The 23,049-nt window shown below is 73.0% G+C and carries 24 protein-coding genes and 2 tRNA genes; 9 read left to right on the top strand and 17 right to left on the bottom strand.

Going from position 1 to position 23,049, the window contains the following annotated elements:
• Positions 1-91: 91 nt before the first annotated feature.
• The 5 genes from ACT3SP_RS07040 to ACT3SP_RS07020 all read right to left on the bottom strand — a co-directional run bounded on the left by ACT3SP_RS07040 (position 92) and on the right by ACT3SP_RS07020 (position 4,263).
• On the bottom strand, positions 92-862 hold the full coding sequence (locus ACT3SP_RS07040) for a WXG100 family type VII secretion target (protein WP_444586551.1): 771 nt from the start codon (positions 860-862) through the stop codon (positions 92-94).
• Between the two features lie 143 nt (positions 863-1,005).
• Complete coding sequence (locus tag ACT3SP_RS07035; RefSeq protein WP_444586550.1) at positions 1,006-1,347, bottom strand: chorismate mutase; 342 nt, start codon at positions 1,345-1,347, stop codon at positions 1,006-1,008.
• A complete protein-coding gene (gene clpX / locus ACT3SP_RS07030; protein ID WP_444586549.1) occupies positions 1,344-2,684 on the bottom strand; it encodes an ATP-dependent Clp protease ATP-binding subunit ClpX in 1,341 nt (446 codons plus the stop codon). The genes ACT3SP_RS07035 and clpX overlap by 4 nt, the downstream gene beginning before the upstream one ends.
• Before the next feature lie 245 nt (positions 2,685-2,929).
• The gene (locus tag ACT3SP_RS07025; RefSeq protein ID WP_444586697.1) at positions 2,930-3,610 is read right to left on the bottom strand and encodes an ATP-dependent Clp protease proteolytic subunit; all 681 of its coding nucleotides are present in this window, start codon (positions 3,608-3,610) and stop codon (positions 2,930-2,932) included.
• 77 nt (positions 3,611-3,687) lie between these two features.
• Complete coding sequence (locus ACT3SP_RS07020; protein WP_444586696.1) at positions 3,688-4,263, bottom strand: ATP-dependent Clp protease proteolytic subunit; 576 nt, start codon at positions 4,261-4,263, stop codon at positions 3,688-3,690.
• A 441-nt stretch (positions 4,264-4,704) separates the two neighbouring features.
• On the opposite strand from ACT3SP_RS07020, the gene ACT3SP_RS07015 reads away from it, so the two are divergent.
• Positions 4,705-5,529 carry a C40 family peptidase gene (locus tag ACT3SP_RS07015; RefSeq protein WP_444586548.1) on the top strand — a complete coding sequence of 275 codons (825 nt, stop codon included), beginning with the start codon at positions 4,705-4,707 and terminating at the stop codon, positions 5,527-5,529.
• A 60-nt stretch (positions 5,530-5,589) separates the two neighbouring features.
• Here ACT3SP_RS07015 and ACT3SP_RS07010 read toward each other — a convergent pair whose 3' ends face one another.
• The 3 genes from ACT3SP_RS07010 to ACT3SP_RS07000 all read right to left on the bottom strand — a co-directional run bounded on the left by ACT3SP_RS07010 (position 5,590) and on the right by ACT3SP_RS07000 (position 8,095).
• Positions 5,590-6,225, bottom strand: coding sequence for a dihydrofolate reductase family protein (locus ACT3SP_RS07010; RefSeq protein WP_444586547.1), 636 nt, complete (start codon positions 6,223-6,225; stop codon positions 5,590-5,592).
• A 127-nt stretch (positions 6,226-6,352) separates the two neighbouring features.
• Positions 6,353-7,936, bottom strand: a complete 1,584-nt coding sequence (tig, locus tag ACT3SP_RS07005; protein WP_444586546.1) for a trigger factor — start codon at positions 7,934-7,936, stop codon at positions 6,353-6,355.
• 85 nt (positions 7,937-8,021) lie between these two features.
• A tRNA-Pro gene (locus ACT3SP_RS07000) sits at positions 8,022-8,095 on the bottom strand.
• 137 nt (positions 8,096-8,232) lie between these two features.
• Here ACT3SP_RS07000 and ACT3SP_RS06995 point away from each other — a divergent pair.
• A tRNA-Gly gene (locus ACT3SP_RS06995) sits at positions 8,233-8,306 on the top strand.
• A 66-nt stretch (positions 8,307-8,372) separates the two neighbouring features.
• Here the strand turns inward: ACT3SP_RS06995 and ACT3SP_RS06990 are convergent.
• Both ACT3SP_RS06990 and ACT3SP_RS06985 read right to left on the bottom strand, forming a co-directional pair.
• A complete protein-coding gene (locus tag ACT3SP_RS06990) occupies positions 8,373-9,017 on the bottom strand; it encodes a response regulator (protein WP_444586545.1) in 645 nt (214 codons plus the stop codon).
• Positions 9,014-10,114 (bottom strand): sensor histidine kinase, encoded by a 1,101-nt coding sequence (locus ACT3SP_RS06985; RefSeq protein WP_444586544.1) that lies wholly within the window; start codon positions 10,112-10,114, stop codon positions 9,014-9,016. Before ACT3SP_RS06985 ends, ACT3SP_RS06990 begins: the two co-directional genes overlap by 4 nt.
• Positions 10,115-10,233: 119 nt before the next feature.
• Here ACT3SP_RS06985 and ACT3SP_RS06980 point away from each other — a divergent pair, with 119 nt between their 5' ends.
• Together ACT3SP_RS06980 and ACT3SP_RS06975 are read left to right on the top strand one after the other, a co-directional pair.
• Positions 10,234-11,001 carry an ABC transporter ATP-binding protein gene (locus ACT3SP_RS06980; RefSeq protein ID WP_444586543.1) on the top strand — a complete coding sequence of 256 codons (768 nt, stop codon included), beginning with the start codon at positions 10,234-10,236 and terminating at the stop codon, positions 10,999-11,001.
• The gene (locus tag ACT3SP_RS06975) at positions 11,001-11,798 is read left to right on the top strand and encodes an ABC transporter permease (protein ID WP_444586542.1); all 798 of its coding nucleotides are present in this window, start codon (positions 11,001-11,003) and stop codon (positions 11,796-11,798) included. The genes ACT3SP_RS06980 and ACT3SP_RS06975 overlap by 1 nt, the downstream gene beginning before the upstream one ends.
• 38 nt (positions 11,799-11,836) lie before the next feature.
• Here ACT3SP_RS06975 and ACT3SP_RS06970 read toward each other — a convergent pair whose 3' ends face one another.
• Positions 11,837-12,268: a VOC family protein gene (locus ACT3SP_RS06970; RefSeq protein ID WP_444586541.1), complete on the bottom strand. Its 432-nt coding sequence runs from the start codon at positions 12,266-12,268 to the stop codon at positions 11,837-11,839.
• 10 nt (positions 12,269-12,278) lie between these two features.
• Positions 12,279-12,695 (bottom strand): helix-turn-helix transcriptional regulator, encoded by a 417-nt coding sequence (locus ACT3SP_RS06965; protein ID WP_444586695.1) that lies wholly within the window; start codon positions 12,693-12,695, stop codon positions 12,279-12,281.
• A gap of 1,016 nt (positions 12,696-13,711) precedes the next feature.
• On the opposite strand from ACT3SP_RS06965, the gene ACT3SP_RS06960 reads away from it, so the two are divergent.
• The 4 genes from ACT3SP_RS06960 to ACT3SP_RS06945 all read left to right on the top strand — a co-directional run bounded on the left by ACT3SP_RS06960 (position 13,712) and on the right by ACT3SP_RS06945 (position 17,076).
• Entirely contained in the window at positions 13,712-14,290 is a 579-nt protein-coding gene (locus ACT3SP_RS06960; protein ID WP_444586540.1) for an Ada metal-binding domain-containing protein, read from the top strand.
• Positions 14,287-15,264, top strand: a complete 978-nt coding sequence (locus tag ACT3SP_RS06955; RefSeq protein ID WP_444586539.1) for a DNA-3-methyladenine glycosylase family protein — start codon at positions 14,287-14,289, stop codon at positions 15,262-15,264. The genes ACT3SP_RS06960 and ACT3SP_RS06955 overlap by 4 nt, the downstream gene beginning before the upstream one ends.
• 73 nt (positions 15,265-15,337) lie before the next feature.
• Complete coding sequence (locus ACT3SP_RS06950) at positions 15,338-15,868, top strand: methylated-DNA--[protein]-cysteine S-methyltransferase (protein WP_444586538.1); 531 nt, start codon at positions 15,338-15,340, stop codon at positions 15,866-15,868.
• Positions 15,865-17,076 (top strand): aminotransferase-like domain-containing protein, encoded by a 1,212-nt coding sequence (locus tag ACT3SP_RS06945; protein ID WP_444586537.1) that lies wholly within the window; start codon positions 15,865-15,867, stop codon positions 17,074-17,076. The genes ACT3SP_RS06950 and ACT3SP_RS06945 overlap by 4 nt, the downstream gene beginning before the upstream one ends.
• Here ACT3SP_RS06945 and ACT3SP_RS06940 read toward each other — a convergent pair.
• From ACT3SP_RS06940 to ACT3SP_RS06930, 3 genes are read right to left on the bottom strand one after another with little or no spacing between them, the layout of a single operon-like run.
• Positions 17,051-17,797: a class I SAM-dependent methyltransferase gene (locus ACT3SP_RS06940; RefSeq protein WP_444586536.1), complete on the bottom strand. Its 747-nt coding sequence runs from the start codon at positions 17,795-17,797 to the stop codon at positions 17,051-17,053. The two genes, ACT3SP_RS06945 and ACT3SP_RS06940, sit on opposite strands and share 26 nt — an antisense overlap.
• 38 nt (positions 17,798-17,835) lie before the next feature.
• The gene (locus tag ACT3SP_RS06935) at positions 17,836-19,341 is read right to left on the bottom strand and encodes a hypothetical protein (protein WP_444586535.1); all 1,506 of its coding nucleotides are present in this window, start codon (positions 19,339-19,341) and stop codon (positions 17,836-17,838) included.
• Positions 19,338-20,021 carry an ABC transporter ATP-binding protein gene (locus ACT3SP_RS06930; RefSeq protein WP_444586534.1) on the bottom strand — a complete coding sequence of 228 codons (684 nt, stop codon included), beginning with the start codon at positions 20,019-20,021 and terminating at the stop codon, positions 19,338-19,340. The genes ACT3SP_RS06935 and ACT3SP_RS06930 overlap by 4 nt, the downstream gene beginning before the upstream one ends.
• Before the next feature lie 320 nt (positions 20,022-20,341).
• Here ACT3SP_RS06930 and ACT3SP_RS06925 point away from each other — a divergent pair, with 320 nt between their 5' ends.
• Positions 20,342-20,881, top strand: a complete 540-nt coding sequence (locus ACT3SP_RS06925; protein ID WP_444586533.1) for a CarD family transcriptional regulator — start codon at positions 20,342-20,344, stop codon at positions 20,879-20,881.
• Between the two features lie 42 nt (positions 20,882-20,923).
• On the opposite strand, the gene ACT3SP_RS06920 is transcribed toward ACT3SP_RS06925, so the two are convergent.
• Positions 20,924-22,237, bottom strand: coding sequence for an MFS transporter (locus ACT3SP_RS06920; RefSeq protein ID WP_444586532.1), 1,314 nt, complete (start codon positions 22,235-22,237; stop codon positions 20,924-20,926).
• Positions 22,238-22,336: 99 nt separating this feature from the next.
• On the bottom strand, positions 22,337-22,996 hold the full coding sequence (locus tag ACT3SP_RS06915) for an SRPBCC domain-containing protein (protein WP_444586531.1): 660 nt from the start codon (positions 22,994-22,996) through the stop codon (positions 22,337-22,339).
• Positions 22,997-23,049: the final 53 nt, after the last annotated feature.

The raw sequence follows: 23,049 nt of genomic DNA, 5'->3' as shown, positions 1-23,049 counted from the left end.
CTGTCGGTGGAGCATGGGCGCGGTCGTCCCCGCCGCCCCCGGCGCCGTGCCGGCACCTGCGAGGGGACCGACCGACGGGCAGCCGGCCCGCTCAGATCCGGACGACGTCCGGGCGCGGCAGCGGCTCCGGCAGCGGCCAGGGGTCCGGCGTCGGCAGGGGCATCGGCAGCGGCTGCGGCAACGGCCACGGGTCCGGCAACGGGGTGGTGTCGATCGGCGGCGGCACAGGGATCGTCGGCGGGGTCAGCGGCGGGATCAGCGGCGGCCATTCGATCCGCGGACGGCGCGGGAACGGATCCCAGTCGCCCGGAGCACAGATGATCGGCGGTTCGCCGGAACCGACACCGATGTCACCGGGCTTCAGGAGCGGGCCCGGGAAGAACGGCCCGCCCGGGAGGCAGTCACCGATGATCCCCTGCCCGGTGGACATCGGCGCGCCCTGTGGGACCGGGAAGCAGTCGGTCCGCCAGGTCGGCAGTCCGATGAGGAGGTCGTCCGGATCGATCCTCGGCAGCGGGACGTCCGGCAGTCCGATCCTCGGCAGCCGCGGGAGCGGGAGAGTGGGCAGTCCCGGGATCGAGATGCCGCCGCCTTCCCCTCCGGAGGCGCCGTCCTGCTCCTCCGCGTGGCGGTCCAGCTCGACCCCGCCGGCGCGCAGATCCTGCGCGACCTGCTCGAGGCGCGGTCCGACGTCCCCGCTCCACCGCTGTCGGAACGCCTCGGCGTCCGGCCCCACCCACTCGACGCCGTCGATCAGTGCCGTGCACGTCGCCAGCAGGGACTCCACCGTCCCCGCCGCCGCGGTGCAGGCCGACGCCTGCCGGCGCACCCCCTCGGTCTCGGCTCCCCAGAACCCGCTCATCGTCATCTCCCCCGGTGTCGTCATGGACTGTCTGCGACGACGCTACGGGAGCTCGACGAGGGGCGTCGATGGGGAGCACTGCCCATGCGACAGGGTCGGAGCACGGGGGCCGTGACGGCGACCTCACCCGCTCGCTCCCGGGCTCAGTGCTGCCCGGGGACCTCGTCGCGGATCCGCTCGTGATGGCGGATCACCTCGTTGACGATGAACCGCAGGAAGGCCTCGGCGAAGGTCGGGTCCAGGCCCGCCTGGTCGGCCAGGTCCCGCAGGTGGGCGATCTGCTCCTGCTCCCGGGCCGGATCCGCGGGCGGCAGCCCGTGCGCGGCCTTGAGCACGCCGACGCGCTGGGTGTGGGCGAACCGCTCGGCCAGCAGGTGGACGAGGGCGGCGTCGATGTTGTCGATGCTGCGCCGCTCCTCGAGCAGCAGCTCTCGCGCTCGCTCGGTGTCGGGAGCGCCCTCGCCCGCTCCCGGGACCGCGCTCATGCGGAGCGCTCCTCGCGCGAGGCATCCGCGTCCCGGTCCGCGTCCTTGCCCGTGAGCATCAGCGGGGCCCGGCCCTCGGTGACGACACCCTCGGTGATGACGACCTTGACCACGTCGTCCCGGGACGGGACCTCGAACATCACCGGCTGGAGGGACTCCTCGAGGATGGCCCGCAGTCCGCGGGCGCCGGTCTCCCGCTCGATCGCCTTGTCCGCGATCGCCTCCAGGGCGCTGCGCTCGAAGTCGAGCTCAACGCCGTCCAGCGAGAACATCTTCTGGAACTGCCGCACCAGAGCGTTGCGGGGCTCGGTGAGGATGGTGATCAGGGCGTCCCGATCCAGGTTCGACACGCTCGTGATGACCGGGAGGCGCCCGATGAACTCGGGGATCAGGCCGAACTTGAGCAGGTCCTCGGGCAGCAGCTTGCCGTAGAGGGCCTCCTGCTGGAGCGGGGAGTGGAGAGCGGAGCCGAAGCCGATGCCGCGCTTGCCGATCCGGGAGCCGATGATGTCCTCGATGCCGGCGAAGGCGCCCGCGACGATGAACAGCACGTTGGTGGTGTCGATCTGGATGAACTCCTGGTGGGGGTGCTTGCGCCCTCCCTGCGGCGGGACCGCCGCGACGGTGCCCTCGAGGATCTTCAGCAGCGCCTGCTGCACGCCCTCCCCGGACACGTCACGGGTGATCGAGGGGTTCTCCGACTTGCGCCCGATCTTGTCGACCTCGTCGATGTAGATGATGCCGCGCTCGGCCTTCTTGACGTCGTAGTCAGCGGCCTGCAGCAGTTTGAGCAGGATGTTCTCGACGTCCTCGCCGACGTATCCGGCCTCGGTCAGGGCCGTCGCGTCCGCCATCGCGAAGGGGACGTCGAGCATGCGGGCGAGGGTCTGGGCGAGGTAGGTCTTGCCGCAGCCGGTGGGACCCACAAGCATCACGTTGGACTTGGCGACCTCGATCTCGTCCTGCTCGCCGTCGGCCTCCTCGGCGAGGCTCGCCGCGGCGCTCCTGGCCGGCGACGCGGACGTCGCGGCATCCTGCGCTCGCACCCGCTTGTAATGGTTGTAGACCGCGACGGACAGGGCGCGCTTGGCGGGCTCCTGGCCGACCACGTACTCCTCGAGGAAGTCGAAGATCTCCCGCGGCGCGGGCAGCGGCGTGTCCTTCTCCGGGGCGGGCTGCGCGGCCTGGATCTCCTCGGCGATGATCTCGTTGCACAGCTCGATGCACTCCTCGCAGATGTACACCCCCGGCCCGGAGATCAGCCGTTCGACCTGCTTCTGCGACTTCCCGCAGAAGGAGCATTTGAACACGTCGGACCCATCGCTCGTGCGCGCCATGTCCGTGTCCTTTCGTCAGGCCGTCAGCAGTGCGTTCCACAGCTCCCGCGGGCTCTCGGCCCGGGAGCCGCGGACCATCACCACGGTACCGTGCGCGACGCCCCCGACACGGGAGGCACCGCTGCCGGGATGCCGACTCCCGCGCGGGCGCCGGCCGTCGACGACGCTGGTGAGCGCACGGTCCCGCTGCGGGGCCCGAGCGCGCCGCCCCGATCCGGCGACGGCCGGGTCGGGGCGGCCCTGCGTCACTGGGAGACCTGCGGGCGGAGCTCCTTGCGCGACTCGAGCACCTGGTCGACCAGGCCGTACTCGAGGGCGCCCTGGGCGGTGAGGATCTTGTCGCGCTCGATGTCGGTGCTGATCTGCTCCTTGGTGCGACCCGAGTGGTGCGCCAGGGTCTCCTCCAGCCATTCGCGCATGCGCATGATCTCGTTGGCCTGGATCTCGAGGTCGGAGGCCTGCCCGCCACCGCCCTCGCCGCCCATGGCCGGCTGGTGGATGAGGATGCGGGCGTTGGGCAGGGCCAGGCGCTTGCCCGGGGAGCCGGCGGCCAGCAGCACTGCGGCGGCGGAGGCCGCCTGGCCCAGGCACACGGTCGTGACCTCGGGCTTGATGTACTGCATCGTGTCGTAGATGGCGGTCAGCGCGGTGAACGAGCCGCCGGGGCTGTTGATGTACAGGGTGATGTCACGGTCCGGGTCCTGGGACTCCAGGACCAGCAGCTGCGCCATCACGTCATCGGCGGAGGCATCGTCGACCTGGACGCCCAGGAAGATGATGCGGTCCTCGAAGAGCTTGGTGTACGGGTCCTGACGCTTGAAGCCGTAGGCGGTGCGCTCCTCGTACTGCGGCAGGACGTAGCGCGAGGTCGGCATGGGGTGCAGCGGGGCGCGTCCGCTCTCGAAGCCGGCCTGGGCCGAGGGCATCGCGCCGATGGTGCGGGGATCGAAGGTCACGGGTTCTCCTCGTTGAAGCGGTGTCTGTGGGGTGCCTGGGGGCGCGGTCAGTCGTCGGTGCCGCCGCCGCCCGTGACGTCACCCGAGCCGGTGACGATCTTGTCGATGAACCCGTACTCGAGGGCCTCCGACGCGGTGAACCAGTGGTCACGGTCCGAGTCGTCCGTGATCTGCTCGATGCTCTTGCCGGTCTGCTCCGCGATCAGCTCGGCGAGCTGACGCTTCATGGACAGGATCAGATCGGCCTGGATCCGGATGTCGGTGGCGGTGCCGCCGAGTCCCCCCAGGGGCTGATGCATGAGCACCCGGGTGTGCGGGGTCGCGTAGCGCTTGCCCTTGGCCCCGGAGGAGAGCAGGAACTGCCCCATCGAGGCGGCCATGCCCATGCCCACGGTGACGACGTCCGGCTTGACGAACTGCATCGTGTCGTAGATGGCCATGCCCGCCGTGATCGAACCGCCGGGGCTGTTGATGTAGAGGTAGATGTCCTTGTCCGGGTCCTCGGCGGCCAGCAGCAGGATCTTGGCGCAGATCGCATTGGCGTTCTCGTCGCGGACCTCGGACCCCAGCCAGACGATGCGCTCGCGCAGCAGGCGCTGGTAGACGTTGTCGTCCAGGCCCATCAGGGAGTCGCCGGCCGCGTTGCGGGGCGGGGAGGTCTGGGTGCTCTGCGAGGTCACGGTGTCTCCTTCGTGGCGGAATTCTCGATGAGTCGACTCTAGGCGCTGGGCGGGGCCCGCGCTGACCCTGTTCGCCGCAGGCGCATCGCGGTCGGCCGTCGTGGGCCCGACGACGGGGACGCCGGCGGCGGCACCGGGGCGGCTCCCGGGGAGCGGATGTGCTCCAGGCCTCCCCGGATCGTCAAGCCGTGGCGTGATCGGGTCACGAGACCCTACGGGTGCGTAAAAACCGCGCCAAGACATCGGTCCGGCTCTGCCAAGCCCCCTGACCTCGTCGCCTTCCGCTCCTACGGTGATCCCATCGCCTCGACAACGGTGGTCCCCACAGCTTGCAGCACAGCCCCGGCACCCCGGCCGGGAACCGGAAGGAACGAACCGCACATCATGGCTCTGAACAACACGCACCGCACTCCCGGCCGCGCCCAGCTCCCGACCCGCGACGCGCAGCGCGCCGCCCGCGGCCTCGGTGGAGCAGCCGTCCTCGGCACCGTCGTCCTCGGCACCGCGTTCGCCGGCGGCGCCGCGGCGCAGGCGGCCCCTGCGGCTCCCGCCGCGCCGGCCCAGAGCGCCCCGGTGGCGCAGGCGGCTCCGGCCGCCCCGTCGGTCGCCCCCTCCGCCAAGCTCAACTCCACCGACAAGCTCCGTTGGGGCTCCCGCGGCGGTGCCGTGAAGGACCTGCAGTCCGCGCTCAACGACAGCGGCGCGAACCTGGCCGTCGACGGCGTCTTCGGCAAGCGCACCCATGCCGCGGTGAAGGACTACCAGTCCTCCAACGGCCTCCAGGTCGACGGCGTGGTCGGCCCGCAGACCCGCGGCGCGCTCAACGGCGGCGGCGTCTCCACCGGCGGCGCCTCGGCCCCGAGCTCCGGCTCGAGCTCCTCCACCAGCTCGATCGTCGACGCCGCCCGCTCGGCCGTCGGCACCCCGTACTCCTACGGCGGCTCCTCGCTCAGCGGCATGGACTGCTCCGGCCTGGTGAGCTTCGCCTACAAGAACTCCGGCATCTCGGTGCCGCGCACCTCGAGCCAGATCGCCAACTCGGGACGCTCGATCTCCCAGTCGCAGGCCCAGGCCGGCGACATCGCCGTGTGGCCCGGCCACGTCGCGATCTACGCCGGCAACGGCAAGATCATCGACGCCTCCGGCTCCCAGCAGCGCGTCGTCGAGCGCTCCATCTGGGGCAACCCGAGCTTCGTCACCTTCCGCTGATCGGCAGTCGCCGACGCGACCACGGCCCGGCTCCCCTCTCGTGGGGGAGCCGGGCCGCTGTCATCCCCGGGCCGGTGCAGGACGCCGGGGTCGCAGGATCCTGCCGGCGCCCAGCTCCGCTCCGGGGATCGGGCCCACGACCTCCCAGTCGATGCGCCGCCCTCCCGGAACGTCGTAGGCCCGTGTCCCGTCCCCCAGCAGGACGGGGGCGGAGAACACCTGGAGCTCGTCGATCAGATCGTGCTCGAGCGCCTGGCGGGCGATGTCGGCGCTGATGATCTGGACATCCCTCGGCCCAGCGATCTCCCGCGCGCGGCGCACCGCCTCTGTCACGTCGACGTCCAGGGCTGTGACCGCGGAGTCGTCGGCGAGCTCCTCGGGCCGGTGGGTCAGCACGATCTCCACGCCGCTCCACGCTCCCCCGTAGGCCTCGGCGGTCAGCTCGCCCCGCTGCGCCGCCTGGGCGAGCGCGGCGTCGTAGCCGCGCCTCCCCGAGATGATCACGCCCACCGGCTCGGCGAGGCGCGCGACGATCTCCGGATCCATCGGAGGGCACGCCTCGAGCCAGGCCATGTCGTGCTCCGGTCCGGTGATGAAGCCGTCCAGGGAGGCGGTGAAGCCCCAGGTGACCTTGCCTCCCGGGGTGTCCTCGCGTGCTCCGTCGCCTCGCGTTCCGTCCCTGCCCGCAACTGACATCACGTCCTCCTGACGATGGGTGCCTCGCCGTGCCGCGCGAGGCCGCCGAGTCTCGCACCGACGAGGACGGGCCGCCACCCCTGAGGGTGACGGCCCGTCCTCGAGCGCCCTCAGGGGGCGCCGCGGGTCACTCGCCGGTCGTCTCGGAGGACTCGTCCTTCGCGGCGGCCTTCTTGGCAGGAGCCTTCTTCGCCGGAGCCTTCTTCGCCGGAGCCTTCTTGGCAGGAGCCTTCTTCGCCGCCGGCTTCTCCTCGGCGTCGTCGGCCGTCGCCTCCGCAGCGGGGGCCTCGTCCTTCGCGGCGGCCTTCTTGGCAGGAGCCTTCTTCGCCGGGGCCTTCTTCGCCGGAGCCTTCTTGGCGGGAGCCTTCTTCGCCGCCGGCTTCTCCTCGGCGCCGTCTGCCTCCTCGCCCTCGGACTCCTCACCCTCGGACTCCGCGTCCTCGGCGGCGAGGCCCAGGTCGAGCACCTCGCCGGAGGCGCTCTTCACGGTGATGTCCGCGAGCACGACGTCGAGCGCCTTGGAGCGCTGGACCTCGGCGAAGATCTGCTCGAGCTGGCCGGACTGGGCGAGCATCTGCAGCAGCTGGTTGGACTCGATGCCGTACTGCGCCGAGAGCTGCGTCATGTAGCTCATGAGGTCGTTCTGATCGACCTGGACCTCACGGGTGCCGTTGATCTCGTCGAGCAGGAACTGCGCGCGGACGGCCTTCTCGGTGTCCTCGCGGATCTCCTCGCCGTGCGGGTCGCCGGCCTCCTTGCCCTCGTTCTCCAGGTGGGAGTCGATCTCGTCCTGGACCAGCTGATCGGGCACCGGGATCTCGAGCTCCTCGAGGAGCTTCTCGAGCAGGGCGTTGCGGGCGAGCGCGACGCGGTTGCCCTCGGCGTCGGCGGCGGCCTGCGTGCGCAGGTCCTCCTTGAGCTCGTCGATGGTGTCGAACTCGGAGGCCATCTCGGCGAACTCGTCGTCGGCCTCGGGCAGCTCGCGCACCTTCACGGACTGCGCGGTGACCTTGACCTGAGCCTCCTCCCCGGCGCGGTCGCCGCCGGCGAGCTGGGAGACGAAGGTGGTGGTCTCCTCGGCGGAGAGGCCGATGAGGGCCTCGTCCAGACCGTCGAGCATGTTGCCCTCGCCGATCTGGTAGGAGACGCCCTCGACGGACTCGATCTCCTCGTCGTCGATGGTCGCGACCATGTCAAGGGAGACGAAGTCGCCGTCCTCGGCGGGCCGGTCCACGCCCACGAGAGTGCCGAAGCGCTCACGCAGCTCGTCCAGGCGCACCTCGACGGCGTCCTCGTCGACGGCGGGCTCCTCGATCTCGACCTCGTAGGAGGAGAAGTCGGGCAGCGCGATCTCGGGGCGCACGTCCTGCTCGACGGTGAAGAGGAGGTGGCCCTCCTCGGAGCCGTCCAGGCCCGGCACCTCGGCCACCTCGACCTCGGGACGGCCGACGGGCTTGATCTCCGCCTCGGCGGCGGCCTGCTGGTAGAAGTCGGGGAGGGCGTCGTTGACGGCCTCCTGCATGATCGCGGGGCGGCCGAAGCGCTGCTCGACGAGCCGGGTGGGGACCTTGCCCTTGCGGAAGCCGGGGATCTGCACCTGATCGGCGATCTTCTTGGTGGCGGTCTCGACGGCAGGCTTGAGCTCGTCGAAGGGCACCTCGACGGTGAGCTTCACCCGGGTGGGGCTGAGCTTCTCGGACTCGGTCTTCACTGGTCAGGTCTCCCTGTGGATGGACTGTAGGTGGACGTTCCTGATGGCGCCCCGGAGCACGCGCGGCGGCGACCCGGTGGCGGAGTCGGGGTGACAGGATTTGAACCTGCGACTTCCCGCTCCCAAAGCGGGTGCTCTACCAAGCTGAGCTACACCCCGGAGGGCAACCCAGGGGATATTACCCGTTCCGCCTGCGCGACGCCCGAGCGGGAGGGCGACCCTGTGAGCAGATGCATGTCGCCTCGGCCACTGCCGATGTGCTCCCGCGCCGCTGATCTGGTTCAATGGTGCGGCACGCGGGCGTAGCTCAATGGTAGAGCCTCAGTCTTCCAAACTGATTACGCGGGTTCGATTCCCGTCGCCCGCTCCAGCGTCGCCGGGCCGCGGCACCTCCGGGTGCCGCGGCCCGGTCCGTCCCCGGCCCGGCCGGCGGGACTCATCCCAGCAGGCCCTCGCGCAGCGCGCGCAGCACGGCATTGGTGCGGTCGCGCGCCCCGGTCTTCTGCAGGATCACCGACAGGTGGTTCTTCACCGTGCCCTCGGCCAGGTGCAGCACCCCGGCGATCTCCCGGTTGCTGTACCCCTCGGCGACCAGGCGCAGCACGTCGGTCTCCCGCTCCGTGAGGGGCTGCAGCGGGACCTCGGGATCGGCAGCGGACGGCGAGCCGCTGCGGATGGCGCGCAGCAGGCCCTCCGTGATGGACGGCGAGATCAGGGTGCCTCCCTCGGCCAGGGCATGCACAGCACGGGCGAGGCGCTCGATCGTGACGTCCTTGAGCAGGTAGCCGCGGGCTCCCGCCTGGAGTGCCTGCAGCACCAGCTGATCGTCGTCGAAGGTGGTCAGCACGAGCACCGGCACCTCGCTCCCCTGCTCTCGCAACTGCTCGAGCGCCCAGAGGCCGTCCCGCTTCGGCATGCGCAGATCCATCAGCACCACCTCGGGCGCATGCTCCTGGATCGCGCTCAGCGCCTCGGCGCCGTCGCCCGCCTCCGCGACCACCTCGATCCCGGCCACCTGCAGCAGGGTGCGGATGCCCTCCCGCACGAGCGCCTGGTCGTCGACCACGATCACGCGGGTCATGGGCCGGCCAGCCGTCCGCGCACCGAGAAGCCCCGCCGGGACTCGACGGTCACCTCGCCGCCCAGCTGCTCGAAACGCTCGCGCAGCCCGCGCAGGCCGTTGCCGGGCTGCGGGGAGCGGGCGCCGAGGCCGTCGTCGCGCGCCACCAGGGTCACGCCCTCGGGCCCCTGCGTGACCTCGATCCGCAGCCGCGACGCCTCGGCGTGGCGGATCGTGTTCGTGACCGCCTCCTGGGCGAGGCGGATGAAGGCCGTGCGCTGGACCTCACCGAGCCGCAGGTCGGGGTCGACGGCGATGGAGACCTCGAGGCCCGGCACGCCCTCGACCATGCTGCGCAGTGCGGCGTCGAGATCCGTCGGACCGGCGCGCATCTCCCCGACGGTGGCGCGGACGTCGCCGAGCAGGTCCCGGGCGACCTGATCAGCCCGGTCGACGTGCCGTCGGGCCTCGTCCCCCTCGAGGTGCCGTGCGGCCTCGAGGTTCAGGGTCAGCACCGTGAGCTGATGGCCGATGAGGTCGTGCAGCTCCCGCGAGATCCGCAGCCTCTCCGCCGTGCGGACCGAATCCTCCAGCAGCACCCCGGCGGCCCGCAGGTCCACCTGGGTGCGCGCGAGCTCGGTCCGCATGCGCTTCTCCCGCAGCAGGGTGGTGGTGCTGAAGACCGTGGCGAGCTGGATCAGCAGATAGAAGCCGCTGAGCAGCAGGACCTCGACCCATCCCGCGGTGACCAGCGACGTGGCCAGGGCGACCACCCCGGTGTTCAGCACCGCCAGGGCGAGGCTCACCGGCAGGGTCACCACGTAGGTGCTGATCGCCGCGGTGACCACGACGATGATCAGCAGCAGACCCATGCCGGGGACGGTCAGCACGAGCACCCAGGAGAGCACCACGGCGAGCGCGAGCGCCGCCCGACGGGCCCGGTCCCCCGTCGGCGCGCCGGTGGCGAGCACCGCGAGGACGTAGCCGGCCAGCGCGAGCGCCCAGAGCGGCCGCGGGATCAGCGGATCGGCCAGGCCCAGCAGTGCGGGCAGGGCGACGGCGACGGCGATGACCAGCATCGCCACCCCGGCCCAGCCCTCCGTGCCCAGTCGTCCCATACGCCCAGACTAGGACCGGAGCAGGTGCCGCGACCCGTGCCGATGGTCATGGGGGACCCCCGCGCGGTCGATGACCGACGGCACGCGCGCCCGCGCAGCGGTCTCCGTAGCGTCGGAGCATGACGACGAACAGCTCGCAGCAGCAGGACGGCACGGCACCCGCGGTGCAGGTCACAGGGCTCACCAAGGCGTACCGGGGCAGGACCGCGGTCGACCGCCTCGATCTCGCCGTGGGCCGCGGGGAGACGCTGGGCATCCTGGGCACCAACGGCGCCGGGAAGACCACCACGGTCGAGATGATCGCCGGACTCCGCCGACCCGACGCCGGCCGCGTCCGGGTGATGGGCCTGGACCCCTTCCAGGACGAGGCGCGGCTGCGCCAGGTGCTGGGGGTGCAGCTGCAGGAGGGATACCTCCACGGCGCGTTGACCGTCACCGAGCTGCTGGACCTCTACGCCAGCTTCTATCCCGATCCCCGGCCGCATGTCGAGCTGCTGGACCTGGTCGAGCTCGAGGGCAAGGCCGGCGACCGCTTCGAGAAGCTCTCGGGCGGTCAGCAGCAGCGGGTCTCGGTCGCACTGGCCCTGATCGGCCGGCCCCGGGTGCTGATCCTCGACGAGCTCACCACCGGGCTCGATCCCGCGGCGCGCCGGAGGATGTGGCGCACCATCGAGCAGCTGCGCGACGAGGGCGTGAGCATCCTCCTGGTCAGCCACGCGATGGACGAGGTGGAGCGCCTGTGCGACCGCCTGGTCCTGCTCGAGGCCGGCCGCATCCTGACCGCCGGCACCCCCGCCGAGGTCATCGCCGCCGCCGGCGCCGACTCCCTCGAGGACGCCTTCGTCGCCCTCACCGGGAGCGCGCCGCACGAGAAGGAGAGCATCTGATGAGCACCGCCGACCGGACACCGACGGCCCTCACCCCGTCGGTGCGCGCCCATCGACCGGGCCTGCGCTCGCTGCTGATCATGGTCCGTTCCGAGACGAAGATGGTCTGCCGCGACGTCGCCGGGCTCATCACCCCGCTCGGACTCCCGCTGCTGATCCTGCTGACCAGCGCCTCGGCCGCGAGCCAGGAGGTCATCGTCGACGGGCGCACCGCCCTGGACCTCTTCGTGATGCCGCTGGTGGTGGTGATGGTGCTGGCGATCATCGGCGTCCTGAACATGCCGAGCTTCCTGGCCTACTACCGCAGGTCGGGAATCCTGCGGCGTCTGGCCGTCACCCCTGCCTCGCCGATGATGGTGCTGGTCGCGCAGACCATCGTCTCCGTCCTGCAGTCCGTGATCGGGATCGGCGTCGCGGCAGGAGTCGCAGTGGTGGCGTTCGGGGCGAACCCGCCGATCCACGGCGCCGCGGCGCTGGGCGCGGTGGCGCTGACCGCCGCCGCGATGTACGCGGTGGGGATGATCGTCGCCGCCGTCGCCCCCAGCCCGTCCTCCGCAGTGGCGATCGGGCTGGTCGGGTTCCTCGGCCTGGGGGCCCTCGGCGGCATGTTCGGCGGGCGGGACGCGCTGCCGGAGCCGGTCGCGGAGATCGGTGCGCTCCTGCCCTTCGGGGCCGGGGTCGACGCCTTGTCCGCGGCGTGGGCGGGGCAGGCCATCGAGGCGAGCTCGCTCCTCGCTCTCGCCGTCACGATCGTCGTGGGCGCGGCGGTGGCCGCCCTGCTGTTCCGCTGGGAGTGAGGGGAGCGCCCGGGCGGGCGTCCGGAACCCCGCCGGCCTCAGGCCGGGGCCTGCTGGATGCGGATCATGTTCCCGGCAGGATCCCGCACGGCGCAGTCGCGGATCCCGTAGTCCTGGTCGACCGGCTCCTGCACGATCTCGGCGCCGGCGGCCTCGAGGGCGGCGTACGCGGCGTCCAGATCCGCGGCGGCGAGGTTCACGCCGAAGTAGGCGCCCTTGTCGATCACGGACTGCAGGGCGGCGTGCTCCTCGGCGGTCAGCCCGTTCCCCTCGAGCAGGGGGTGCAGCACGATCGCGGTGTCGGGCTGACCGGTCGGCCCCACGGTGATCCAGCGCATCCTGCCGCCGCCGACATCGAGGCGCACCTCGAAGCCGAGCACGTCGCGGTAGAACGCGAGGGACGCCTCAGGGTCGCTGTGGGGCAGGAAGCTGGAGTGGATGCTCAGGGCGGGCCGGGGTGCGGTGGTCATGGTCGGAACGCTAGGCGCTCCCCGCTCCGGGCGCTTCTCGATTCCTGATCGGTCTGGTGACCTTCCGGGCGATGCAGGGCGGCAGGGAGTCCAGCACCTCGGCCCCGCGCGCCCGGTACGCGCTCGGTGAGACGCCCACCAGCTCCTTGAAGCGGGTGCTGAAGGTGCCCGACGAGGAGAATCCGACGTCCATGCCGATCTCGGTGACGGAGCGGTCGGTGCGGCGCAGCAGGGTCATGGCCCGCTCGATCCGGCGAGTCATCAGGTAGGCATAGGGGGACTCCCCGTACTCCTCGCGGAAGCGCCGACTGAGATGGCCGGCGGAGAGGTGGACGCCCGCGGCGAGCGCCTCGACGTCCAGCGGCCGGTCGTGCTCGCGATCCATCCGGTCGCGCACCCGGCGCAGCAGCACCAGGTCCGATGCCACCGGACGCGCCGCGGGACGAGAGGAAGCGGACCGAGGCGGTGACGACCGCCGGGCCGGGGGCACGGGCGACTCCGGGCGCGCACGCACTCTCAGCACCGCGGTGCCGTCGTCGTCGCCGAGCACCTGGTCCACACGGTCCAGTCGCCCGTCGGCCCGGGCGAGGGAGCGCGCGGTGCGGGCCTGCTCCCGGTGCATCTCCAGCAGCATCACCCCGTCGGGGGCGAGGTGATCCGCGGCGCGGGCCAGGAGCCGACGGACGTGGTCCATCCCGTCCTCGCCGCCGAGGAGCGCAGCGCGCGGCTCGTGGTCGCGGGCCTCGCGGGGCATCAGCGCGAGCTGGCCGGAGGGGACGTAGGGCGGTACCGCCGCGATGACGTCGAACCCGTCGCCGTGCTGCGCGGACAGCGCCTCCCAGCCGTCGCCGCGATGCAGGCGAGCGCTGTCGGGCAGGTTCGCCCGGGCCATGGCCAGGGCCCGTTCGTCGGCCTCGGCGACGTGCACGATCGCCCCCGGGACACGGCGCGCGACGAGTGCGGCGACCGGTGCCGCGCCCGCGTACATCTCGAGCACGCGGGGGCGGGATCGGGATCGGGCCGCGCGGAGGGTCTCGCGGATCAGCAGCGCGGTGCGCCGGCGCGGGACGAACACCCCGGGGCCGACGCGCAGCCGCTCCCCCATCAGCTCCACCCGGCCGAGGACCTGCTCGAGGAACTCCCCGGCGGTGCGGCGCACGACCCAGCGCTCGAGCTCGTCGGTGTCACGGGCGGCCGACACCAGCTCCCGCGCCTCGTCCTCGGCGAAGACGCAGCCGGCGGCGCGCAGCCTCGCGACGAGGTCCGAAACGCCGAGGTCGTCCATCGCCCCAGTCTCCCCCGTCCCCGTCGTCCTCGCCAGCCATCCGCCGACCGCCTCCGCCCCGTCCTCGGGGTCGACCGTGGCCGCCCTCGGCCGCCGGGCTCGGCCGCGCTGTCCGTTTTCCGCTGGTGCCGCTGGCCGGAGAGAGGTTCACTGGGTGCATGGCACAGATGACCGATGACGAGCGGTACGCGGCGATCCGCGCTCGGGACACCCGTTTCGACGGGATGTTCTTCACCTGCGTGCGCTCCACCGGGATCTTCTGCCGCCCCTCCTGCCCCGCCCGCACCCCGCAGCGGGGCGGGGTCGAGTTCGTCCCCTCCGCCGCGGCCGCCCTCGCCGCCGGATATCGCGCCTGCAAGCGCTGCGGGCCCACCGCACCTCCGGGCAGCCCCGACGACGATCCCGCGGGCTCGCTGGCCGGCCGCGCCCTGCGCCTGATCGACGAGGGCGCGCTCGACGAGGGCACGGTCCCCGCTCTCTCCGCTCGCCTCGCCGTCTCCGAGCGCACCCTGCACCGTGCTCTCGTGCAGGTCACCGGCGCGGGAGCACTCGCCCATGCCCGGATGCGCCGCGCCCGACGCGCGCATGAGCTCGTGGTCGGCTCGACGCAGCCGCTCGCGCAGGTCGCGCACGCGGCGGGCTTCGGCAGCGAGCGTCAGTTCCACGAGACCTTCTCGCAGATCTTCGGCCACGCGCCCCGGTCGTGCGCGAGAGGGCGCGGCACCGCCGCGCCGTGACGGCTGATCCCGGGAGGGACGGCGCCTCGGTGCTCACCGCGCAGCTGACCGTGCGGCGTCCCTTCGATGCAGCGGGACTGGCCGCCTGGTTCGCGCACCGTGCGGTGGCAGGAGTGGAGGAGATCACCGGTCTGCACTGGACCCGCGCGGTGCGGCTGCCGCACGGCCCCGGCGTGCTGCAGGTCGACCTCGGTGCCGAGGGGCCGCTCCCCCTGACGCTCCATCTGGCCGACCTGCGGGACCACGCCGTCGCGATCGCCCTGACCCGGCGGCTGCTGGACCTGGACGCGGATCCCCTCGGCATCGACGAGGGCCTGCGCCGAGCGCTCCCCATGCTCACGCCGCTGCTGCGAGAGCGGCCGGGCGTGCGCCTGCCGGGGTCGCCGCAGCTCGCCGAGGCGCTGCTGTGGGCGGTCACCGGCCAGCAGATCACCACCGCGCAGGCCCGCGCGCAGATCACGCGGGCGACGGACCTGCTCGCCGACGAGCTGCCTCCGGCCCTGCACGTCGGCGGGGTCCGTCGACTTCCCGTGGATCCGCGGCGGGCGGCGGAGCGGGCCGAGGAATGGTTCCGCGGTCCCGGTCAGCGCCGGCGGACGCTGTCGGCGACGGTCCCGACGGTCGCCGCGGGCAGCACGGGCAGCACGGGCAGCACGGGCAGCACGGTGAGCACGGAGGACGACGCCCGCCCCTTCGATCCGTCCCTCCCGGTCGACACGCTGCGCGAGCGCCTGCTCGCCCTCCAGGGCATCGGCCCCTGGACCGCGGACTACACGCTGCTGCGCGGGGTGCGGGCCATCGATGCGGCCCCGGCCCGGGACGCCGCCCAGCTCGCCGCGGCCCGCGACATCGGCCTGGCCGAGGACCACGCCGCGCTGCACCGGTCCCTCGCCGTCGCCTCCCCCTGGCGCTCCTACGCCGCCATGCACCTGTGGCACCACCAGGCCGCCCTGCGCACGGAGGGCGGGTCCTAGCGAGCTCGGCCGCCCCGCCGTCGCCGCACCGCCCGACGTCCCACCCCGACCCACGATCCCGGAAGGATCTCTCATGACCGACTCGCACACCTCCGCGGCCGCGGCGCGGCACCGCCGTGTCACCACCCCGCTCGGTCAGTACCTGCTGGCCGCCGACGGGGAGGCGCTGACCGGGATCTGGCGGAAGGGCCAGTCCCGGTCCCCGGGCCCCGAGCGCCTCGGCGCCGAGGCGCCCGAGGACGATCCCCTGCTCCGCGAGGCCGAGGCGCAGCTGCTCGACTACCTGGCCGGGCAGCGCTCCGACTTCGATCTGCCCCTGGCACCGCGCGGCACGGAGTTCCAGCGCGCCGTCTGGGACCTGCTGCGCGCGATCCCGCGCGGGGACACCACCACCTACGGGAGCATCGCCCGGGAGCTGGGTCGACCCCGGGCGGCCCAGGCGGTGGGCGCGGCCGTCGGCTCCAACCCGCTCTCGATCGTCGTCCCCTGCCACCGCGTCGTCGGCGCCGACGGGACCCCGACCGGGTACGCCGGCGGGATCGGGACGAAACTGGCACTGCTGCGCCTCGAGGGCGCCGCCTCGCGTGACACCATGGGCGGATGACCGTCCCCGAGCCCACCGCGCCCTTCCGCTTCCCCGTCGCCGCACGCTACGCGGGGATGGAGTCCTCCCCGCTGAAGGACATCTTCGCGCTCGCCGCCCGTGAGGACGTGGTCTCCTTCGCCGGCGGGATCCCGGACCCGGACCTGTTCGCTCTCGACGAGGTCGCGGCCTGCTACGACTGGGTGCTCTCGCACCAGGGGCACCGCGCCCTGCAGTACGGGGTGAGCGAGGGCGAGCTCGAGCTGCGGGAGCAGGCGGCGCGGCGTCTGTCCCGGGACATCCCCACCGACGCCTCCCAGATCCGGGTCACCTCGGGCTCGCAGGAGGGCCTGTTCGTGGTCGCCCAGGCGCTGCTCGAGCCCGGTGACGCGGTGCTCGTGGAATCCCCCACCTATCTCGCCGCGGTGCAGGCCTTCTCGGTCCACGGCGCCCGCATGATCGGGGTGGAGACCGACGACGACGGGGTGATCGCCGAGGCCCTCGAGGAGGCGATCCGCACTCATCATCCGCGGATGGTGTACCTCATCCCCACCTTCCAGAACCCCACCGGGCGCACCATGCCCCTCGCCCGTCGACAGGCGGTGGCCGAGGTGCTGCGACGCACCGGCGTGCCGCTCGTCGAGGACGACCCCTACGGAGCGCTGAGCTTCACCGGCGGCACCTGGGCACCGATCGCCGCCCTGCCCGGGATGGGAGAGCGCACGATCCTGCTGAACTCGATGTCCAAGCTGATGAGCCCGGGGGTGCGGATCGGCTGGATGCGGGCCGAGGGCCCCGTCCTGGACACCCTCGCGGTCGCCAAGGCGGCGATCTCGATGCAGTCCTCCGTCGTGGATCAGCTGACGGTGGCGCGCTATCTCGCCACGGCCGACCTCGACGGCCACGTGGCGCAGGTCAGCGCCGTGTACCGCGAGCGCCGCGACGCGATGGCGCGGGCGATCGCGCCGGTGCTGCCCGAGGGCGCGCACGTGACCCGCCCCGAGGGCGGGATGTTCCTGTGGGCTGCGCTCGGGGAGGGGTACGACGCCCAGGTGATGCTGGCCGAGGCGGTCGCGGCGGGGGTGGCCTATCTGCCCGGATGGTCGTTCTTCGCCGACCACCCCGATCGCTCGACGATGCGGCTGAGCTTCGTCACCCACACCCCCGCGGTCATCGAGGAGGCGGTCGGGAGGCTCGGCGAGGTCATCGCCGCCCACCCGCGGGCGTGACCTCGGGCGGCCGCTGCCAGCGCATCGTCACCCGGAACCCCTCGCGGCGTCTGATGGCGGCCCCGGGGAGGATCTCCGCCGCTCGCTCCCGCAGCTCCTGGATCGACCAGGCCGGCTCCCGCACCGGGATCGCTCGCGTCTCCTCCGGCTCGCGCTGGGGCCGCGGATGCTTCACGAACCCGATGAGAGGGTTCGTCAGCGCATCGCCCACGTCCCAGAGGTGATCGACGGGGCTGACCGGGAGCGTGAGGGTGACGACGAGCAGCCTCCCGCCGGGCCGCAGCAGGGCCCGCGCCTCGCGCAGGGCGTCCCCGAGGTCCATGTGGTGCAGGGAGGCGACCATGGTGATCGCGTCGTAGTCGCCGTCCCCCTCCCCGCTGCGCGCCGCACGGGCGTGCTCGCCCAGGGTGCGGCGGAGGACCTGGACGTGCGGATCCTCCCGGAAGCGGGTGGCGGCGGTGCGGGCCATCTCCGCGTCCGGGTCGATCCCCTCGACACGGTCGGCGCGCCCCGAGAGCGCGGCCAGCAGATCTCCGCGGCCGCAGCCGACGTCCAGGACCCGGGCGGTCCCCGGGGGCAGCGATCGCAGGATCCAGGGATGGAAGTGGTGGTTGTGGCTCCACGGATGGCGCGCGTTGAGCTGGTGGAGCCGTCGTCCCGCCCAGCGGATCAGCGGGTTCGGCGTGGTGCGGATGGTCCTCGCGGGCTCCGTCGCTGACACGGTCCTCTCGCGCTCCTGTCCCGTCCTCGGTCGTCGTCTCATGCGCGCAGGGCACGCAGTCGTCCGCGGGCCAGCAGCACCGTCACGGTGAACAGTACGGCACCGATGCCCAGCAGCCAGGACGGTCCCAGCGGGACCGCGAGGAGCAGGGCGGCGGCGGTCAGGGTCACCATGAGCGGGGCGTCGGACTGCCACAGCAGCATCAGCACCACGGACATGTCCCCCTGCGGGGTGGGCATGGGGGTGCTCAGCGCGAGGGGCATCGGCCCCTTCGCCGCGTCCCACGCGCGGCCGGCGACGTGCATCGCGGCCAGGATCGCCGGCAGCAGCGCCCCCGCCGGCTCGAACCGGCCCGTGAGGATCCCGACGCCGCTCCCCGCCAGGGCGGCGAGGGCGACGAGCAGCAGCAGCGGGGCGGTGGCGTGCAGCAGCACCTGGGTGCCCGCGGCCTGCCCGAACAGACGGGGCGCGCCGAGGGTGTGCACGCCGTGGCGCAGGCCGTCGACGAGGGTCCCGCTCGCGCCCCACAGTGCCAGAGCGCCCACCAGCAGGGCGGCTCCCGCGAGGGGCCCGGTGAGCAGGACGGCGCCGCCGACCGCGGCCGCCCCCAGCACCGCGCCGACCGCTCCGACCGCGAGGCGCTCGGGACTGCGCAGCCAGGCGACAGCGTCCCGTCGCGCGTAGAGCACGGCGAGAGGTCCCGGACCGATCGCCCGCAGCCCTCGGCCGGCCGTGGGCGGCGGGCGCAGCGCCCCGGCGGCCCCGGACATGTCCATGGTGGCGGCGACCGTGGTGGCGGCCTCCCAGCGGGACGCCTGCTCGACGAGCACCGAGCCGCGCAGGCGGTCCAGCAGCGGCACCGCGATGCCCACGGCGATGCACCCGGCGATCAGCAGCACGGCGGCCCAGATGCCGGCCTCTCCCCCACGGCCGGGATAGGCCCCGCCGATCCCCACGCCCTCCGGGAGCAGCATCGCGACGGTCGCTCCCGCGCCCAGCACGAGCGCGAGGGTCCGCCTCGGGGCAGTTCGCAGCATCTGCCCGGCGAGCCATGCGATGCCGAGCAGGAGCCCGCTGCCGAGCGCTGCGAGGAGGAAGACCACGAGCTCCCCGACGTCGGCGTGCCCTGCCGTCAGGAGCGTCGCCGCCACCAGACCGGCCGGCACCGCGGTCGCGAGCGCGGTGACCAGCAGGGCGCGGGCGAGAGGTCGCCACAGCACGGTGCGTCGTCGGATCCCGCTGGAGGCGAGGGTCCCGGTGAAGAACGGCGAGAGCAGGGCCGGGCCCCGGACCGCACCCAGCAGGACGAGGGTGAGCGCACCGGCGAGGACGATCGCCGTGCTGAGCTGCGGAGCGCTCCCGAGGAGCAGAACGGGCATCACGTCGGGGCGGGCGAGAGCCCTTCCGGCCCACTGCAGGGCCGGGAGACCGACGATCAGCAGGCTGAGCACCGCGACGTACACGAGGTAGAGCACATCGGTGCGGGAGCGCGCCCCGGCACGCTGCGCCCACACCTCGCGGACGGAGGAGAGGGATCCGCTCACCCCGGCCCCTCGAGCGCGAGCCGCACGTCGGCGAGCTCCTCGAGCAGTCGCGGGCTGTGGCTGGCGAGCACCACCGCGGTCCCGCCCCGGGCGCGGGCCCGGATCGTCTCGATCACCAGCGCCAGCCGCTCGGCGTCCAAGCGCTGCTCGGGCTCGTCCAGCAGGAGGACCCGAGAGGGGCGGGCGAGGGTGAGCGCGAGCGAGACCAGCTGGGACTGGCCGCTCGAGAGCTCATGGGGGAACCTCTCCGCGAGGGCGTCGATCCGCAGCTCCTCGAGCAGCTGCCGTCCCTGCTCCCGGGCGGGGCGGGCCGGGGTGCCCCAGGTGGCCGCGATGAACTGGAGGTGCTCGAGCACGGTGAGGTCTCGTGCGGTCTGCGGAGGCCCGATCAGCGCCGCCAGCGCCGTGCGGAAGCCGCGATCGCGGTCGTCGGGGCGCCGCCCGAGCACCTGCACGGTCCCCGCGGTCGGCTCGAGCACGCCGGCGAGGACGCGCAGCAGCGTGGTCTTCCCGCTGCCGTTGGCGCCGGTGACCGCGAGCACCTCTCCCGCCCGCACGCTGCCGGAGGCCTCGAGCAGCAGCACGTTCCCGTCGGAGACGACCCCGATGTCCTCGAAGCGGACGGCGGCGCGCCCGGAGGCGTCGCGACCGGTGTCGGAGGGCAGGGGACGTGCGGGCATGGGTCCATGAAACCGCATCGACGCCGACCTTCGCCCCCGACGACGGTCTCGACCCGGGCACCGGCGTGGGCGACCCGGTGCCCGGTGTGATCCAGGTGGAGACGTCACGCTCTGGAACTGTTGTCAGATCCGTGAGATGATGGGCTGGCGCCGTCGTAGGTGCCGCCGCCCTGTTCCTGCAGGCCGAGCGGCACTCGAGCCGTTCCGATCCCCCATTCGCACCGAGCCCTGACCGGGCGTCGACGATGCTGGGCGCGGCCGCCTCGACCCCTCCAGGGCCGCGGTACCGCCGGCGCGCAGGTCCACCGAGGAGGAATCCCTTGTCCGTTGCCACTGCATCCGTCGACGCCGCCGCCCCGACTCCCGGTGAGGTGCTCACCCATCCCGTCCACGGACCGGTGCGCATCGTCTCCACGTGCACGCGCACCGTGCGCGGCACCGAGCGGGCCTACGTCGATCTCGAGGTCATCGGGGACGAGATGCGGATCTCCGTGCCCGCCGACGGCAAGGACGTCGTGGGACTGCGCCCGCTGCTCGAGGAGACCGAGATCGTCGAGCTGATCGACCAGCTCGCCGCACCGATCGAAGCCCTGGAGAAGAAGGCCTCCTGGGCCCACCGGATCAAGTCGCTGCAGATGCAGCTCCAGACGGGACGCCTCAGCGACCGCGTCGAGGTCATCCGCGCCATCCTGCGCGACTCCGGCGGCACCCCGTCGAGCCTCGCCGAGCGCAATCTCCTCAAGCAGGCCATCGACCCGCTGGCCTCCGAGATCGCGATCGCCCGCGCCGTCCCCCGGGACGAGGCCCAGGAGCTGCTGCAGAGCACCGCCGCGGCCGCGCTGGAGGGCCAGGCCGCCTGAGCTCGCCGCTCCCGTCGCCGCACCTGCTCCCCCTGCCCCGCCTCACCGTCGCCGGACGCCACCGGACGGGGTGAGGCGGGGCAGGACGCGTGTCAGCCAGATCCCGCCCGCGACGCACACCGCGCCCGTCGCCGCTCCGGCCACGGCCACCGGGGCGACCAGGGTGATGCCGGTGACCACCAGCGGGGCCGCGAGGCGTCCCGCCCCCAGCATGGTGTTCCACCACGCGAGGTAGGTGGTGCGGCCGTGCACCGGCGAGACGTCGATGCCCAGGGTCATCACGATCCCCGACCCCAGCCCGTTGCCCAGGCCGATCAGCAGCGAGGGCACCAGCAGCGCGAGCAGCGCGGCGAGCGGACCCTGCCCCGCCAGCACCGTGCCGAGCACCGCCAGCAGCAGGAACCCGCTGCCCATCAGCAGTGCGCAGGGAACCGCCACGGCCGCGCGACCGAAGCGGTCCATCAGTGTGCCGGCGGGGATCACCAGCAGGATCTCGAGCGCCGCGCTGACGCCGAACACGATCGAGATCCACACCGGGTCCAGGCCCAGGGCGTCGCCGAGCAGCGGCACGATCACGGGGCGGTTCACGCGCGCCATCATCACCGGTGCGATGCCGAGGCCCACCGCGACCATCCGCCCCAGGACGGCGCGGTCCAGGCGCACGCGGGCCGCAGTGCGCGGCGCGCGCGCACCGCGCCGGACGGATCGGTCGGGGCCGCTCTCCCCCGGCGGCAGGAACACCGCGATCATGACCGTCCCCGCGGCTGCGGCGAGGGCGAACAGCAGGAACACCCCGGCCATCGAGGCGAGCGCCATCACCATCGCGCCGAGCAGGGGGCCGATCACCTCGCCGATGCGGATCGTCCCGCCGAACAGGGTCATCCCCCGCGCCCGCATCGACGCCGGCAGCGCGGTGCCCAGGTAGGACTGCCGTCCCAGATGCCAGACCTGCATGGCCACCGCGATCACCAGCAGCAGCGCCACCAGCACGATCCGGTGCTCCAGATCGCCCCCGCCCCCGAGGGCCGGGCCGATGGTCACGAAGGCGACGAGGTTGGAGACCACCAGCAGCGCGCCGGTGATCAGCAGGGCGAGTCGGGCCCCGACGCGGGAGATGAACCGCCCGGCGGGGATGGGGCCGAGGAACGAGGTGATCCCGAAGACGGTCGTGATCGCGGCGGCCTGCGGCACGCTGAACCCGAGATCGCGGGCCAGCAGGGGGACCACCGGCATCAGGGCGGACAGCCCCACGAACTCCAGCAGGGTCGGTGCGTACACGGAGGGGACCAGCGAGCGCATCACCTGCCCCGGGGTGCGCGGGTCCCGCGAGGGAGGACGCGGCGCAGAGGTGGTCACTGCGCGAGTCTGTCACCCGGTAGTGAGCCGAGGCAAAGAGTTCCAGGGGTCGGACCGCTCACGTCTCCGACCGCCCTCTCCCCGCATCCGGGAGCCCTCTCACCGCCCTGTGACGCCGCGCGCGGTCCACGCTTCGCCCCGACGTGCGACCTCCTCGTCGACCCCGGCGGCGATGGCCTCCGCCGCCCAGCGCACGGACCAGGCGCGCACGTAGGCCGTGCCCTCGGGGCTCCGCAGCCACGCGGAGGTCGGGTCCGGCACCTCGTCCAGGCAGCTGGCGCGCCATCCGTCGGTGAGCGCGGCGAGCGCGAGCAGGGCGATCTCCCAGCCGACGGCGAGGGCTCCCGGACCGGTTCGCTCGAACTCCTCGGCGTCGAGCAGCGCGGTGTGCTGCAGGCGCAGCAGCGTCGTGCCGTCGTCCTCGGGGTCCAGGCTGATCAGCAGCGGGTCCTCGCCGCCGCCCTGCTCCCAGGTGAGGCTGATGCGGTGGGGCTCGTCGAGCTCGTGGACGCTCCCTCGCGCTCCTCGAGGCGCCTCGAACCGGCCGCCCTCGCGCAGCTCGCCGGTGACCGGGCCGAACCACCGCTCGAGCTCGCGAGGAGCGGTCAGCAGCGGCCACAGCTGGGCCGGGGATCGGGTGATGTTCGTGGTGAGGGTGAGGACGGCCCGCACCCGGCGGCGTCCTTCGTGGATCTGCTCGTCGATCTCGAGCTCGCGTCGCACCGCGTCCACCACGGGCAGCGACTCCGTGACAGTCATCTTCTCCTCGGAAGGTCTCAGCCGCTCCGCACCGGCGCACGCGCGCGGGTGCG

Origin of the sequence: Brachybacterium sp. AOP43-C2-M15 (genome assembly GCF_052446295.1) — a bacterium.
Taxonomy (GTDB): Bacteria; Actinomycetota; Actinomycetes; order Actinomycetales; family Dermabacteraceae; genus Brachybacterium.
This window is presented reverse-complemented; position numbering and strand designations above follow the sequence as displayed.

Coding starts and splice junctions, on each gene's coding strand:
- ACT3SP_RS07040 (WP_444586551.1), bottom strand. CDS start 862: ATGAGCGGGTTCTGGGGAGCCGAGACCGAGGGGGTGCGCCGGCAGGCG.
- ACT3SP_RS07035 (WP_444586550.1), bottom strand. CDS start 1,347: ATGAGCGCGGTCCCGGGAGCGGGCGAGGGCGCTCCCGACACCGAGCGA.
- clpX (WP_444586549.1), bottom strand. CDS start 2,684: ATGGCGCGCACGAGCGATGGGTCCGACGTGTTCAAATGCTCCTTCTGC.
- ACT3SP_RS07025 (WP_444586697.1), bottom strand. CDS start 3,610: ATGCCCTCGGCCCAGGCCGGCTTCGAGAGCGGACGCGCCCCGCTGCAC.
- ACT3SP_RS07020 (WP_444586696.1), bottom strand. CDS start 4,263: ATGGGCCTGGACGACAACGTCTACCAGCGCCTGCTGCGCGAGCGCATC.
- ACT3SP_RS07015 (WP_444586548.1), top strand. CDS start 4,705: ATGGCTCTGAACAACACGCACCGCACTCCCGGCCGCGCCCAGCTCCCG.
- ACT3SP_RS07010 (WP_444586547.1), bottom strand. CDS start 6,225: ATGTCAGTTGCGGGCAGGGACGGAACGCGAGGCGACGGAGCACGCGAG.
- ACT3SP_RS06990 (WP_444586545.1), bottom strand. CDS start 9,017: ATGACCCGCGTGATCGTGGTCGACGACCAGGCGCTCGTGCGGGAGGGC.
- ACT3SP_RS06985 (WP_444586544.1), bottom strand. CDS start 10,114: ATGGGACGACTGGGCACGGAGGGCTGGGCCGGGGTGGCGATGCTGGTC.
- ACT3SP_RS06980 (WP_444586543.1), top strand. CDS start 10,234: ATGACGACGAACAGCTCGCAGCAGCAGGACGGCACGGCACCCGCGGTG.
- ACT3SP_RS06975 (WP_444586542.1), top strand. CDS start 11,001: ATGAGCACCGCCGACCGGACACCGACGGCCCTCACCCCGTCGGTGCGC.
- ACT3SP_RS06970 (WP_444586541.1), bottom strand. CDS start 12,268: ATGACCACCGCACCCCGGCCCGCCCTGAGCATCCACTCCAGCTTCCTG.
- ACT3SP_RS06960 (WP_444586540.1), top strand. CDS start 13,712: ATGGCACAGATGACCGATGACGAGCGGTACGCGGCGATCCGCGCTCGG.
- ACT3SP_RS06950 (WP_444586538.1), top strand. CDS start 15,338: ATGACCGACTCGCACACCTCCGCGGCCGCGGCGCGGCACCGCCGTGTC.
- ACT3SP_RS06945 (WP_444586537.1), top strand. CDS start 15,865: ATGACCGTCCCCGAGCCCACCGCGCCCTTCCGCTTCCCCGTCGCCGCA.
- ACT3SP_RS06930 (WP_444586534.1), bottom strand. CDS start 20,021: ATGCCCGCACGTCCCCTGCCCTCCGACACCGGTCGCGACGCCTCCGGG.
- ACT3SP_RS06915 (WP_444586531.1), bottom strand. CDS start 22,996: ATGACTGTCACGGAGTCGCTGCCCGTGGTGGACGCGGTGCGACGCGAG.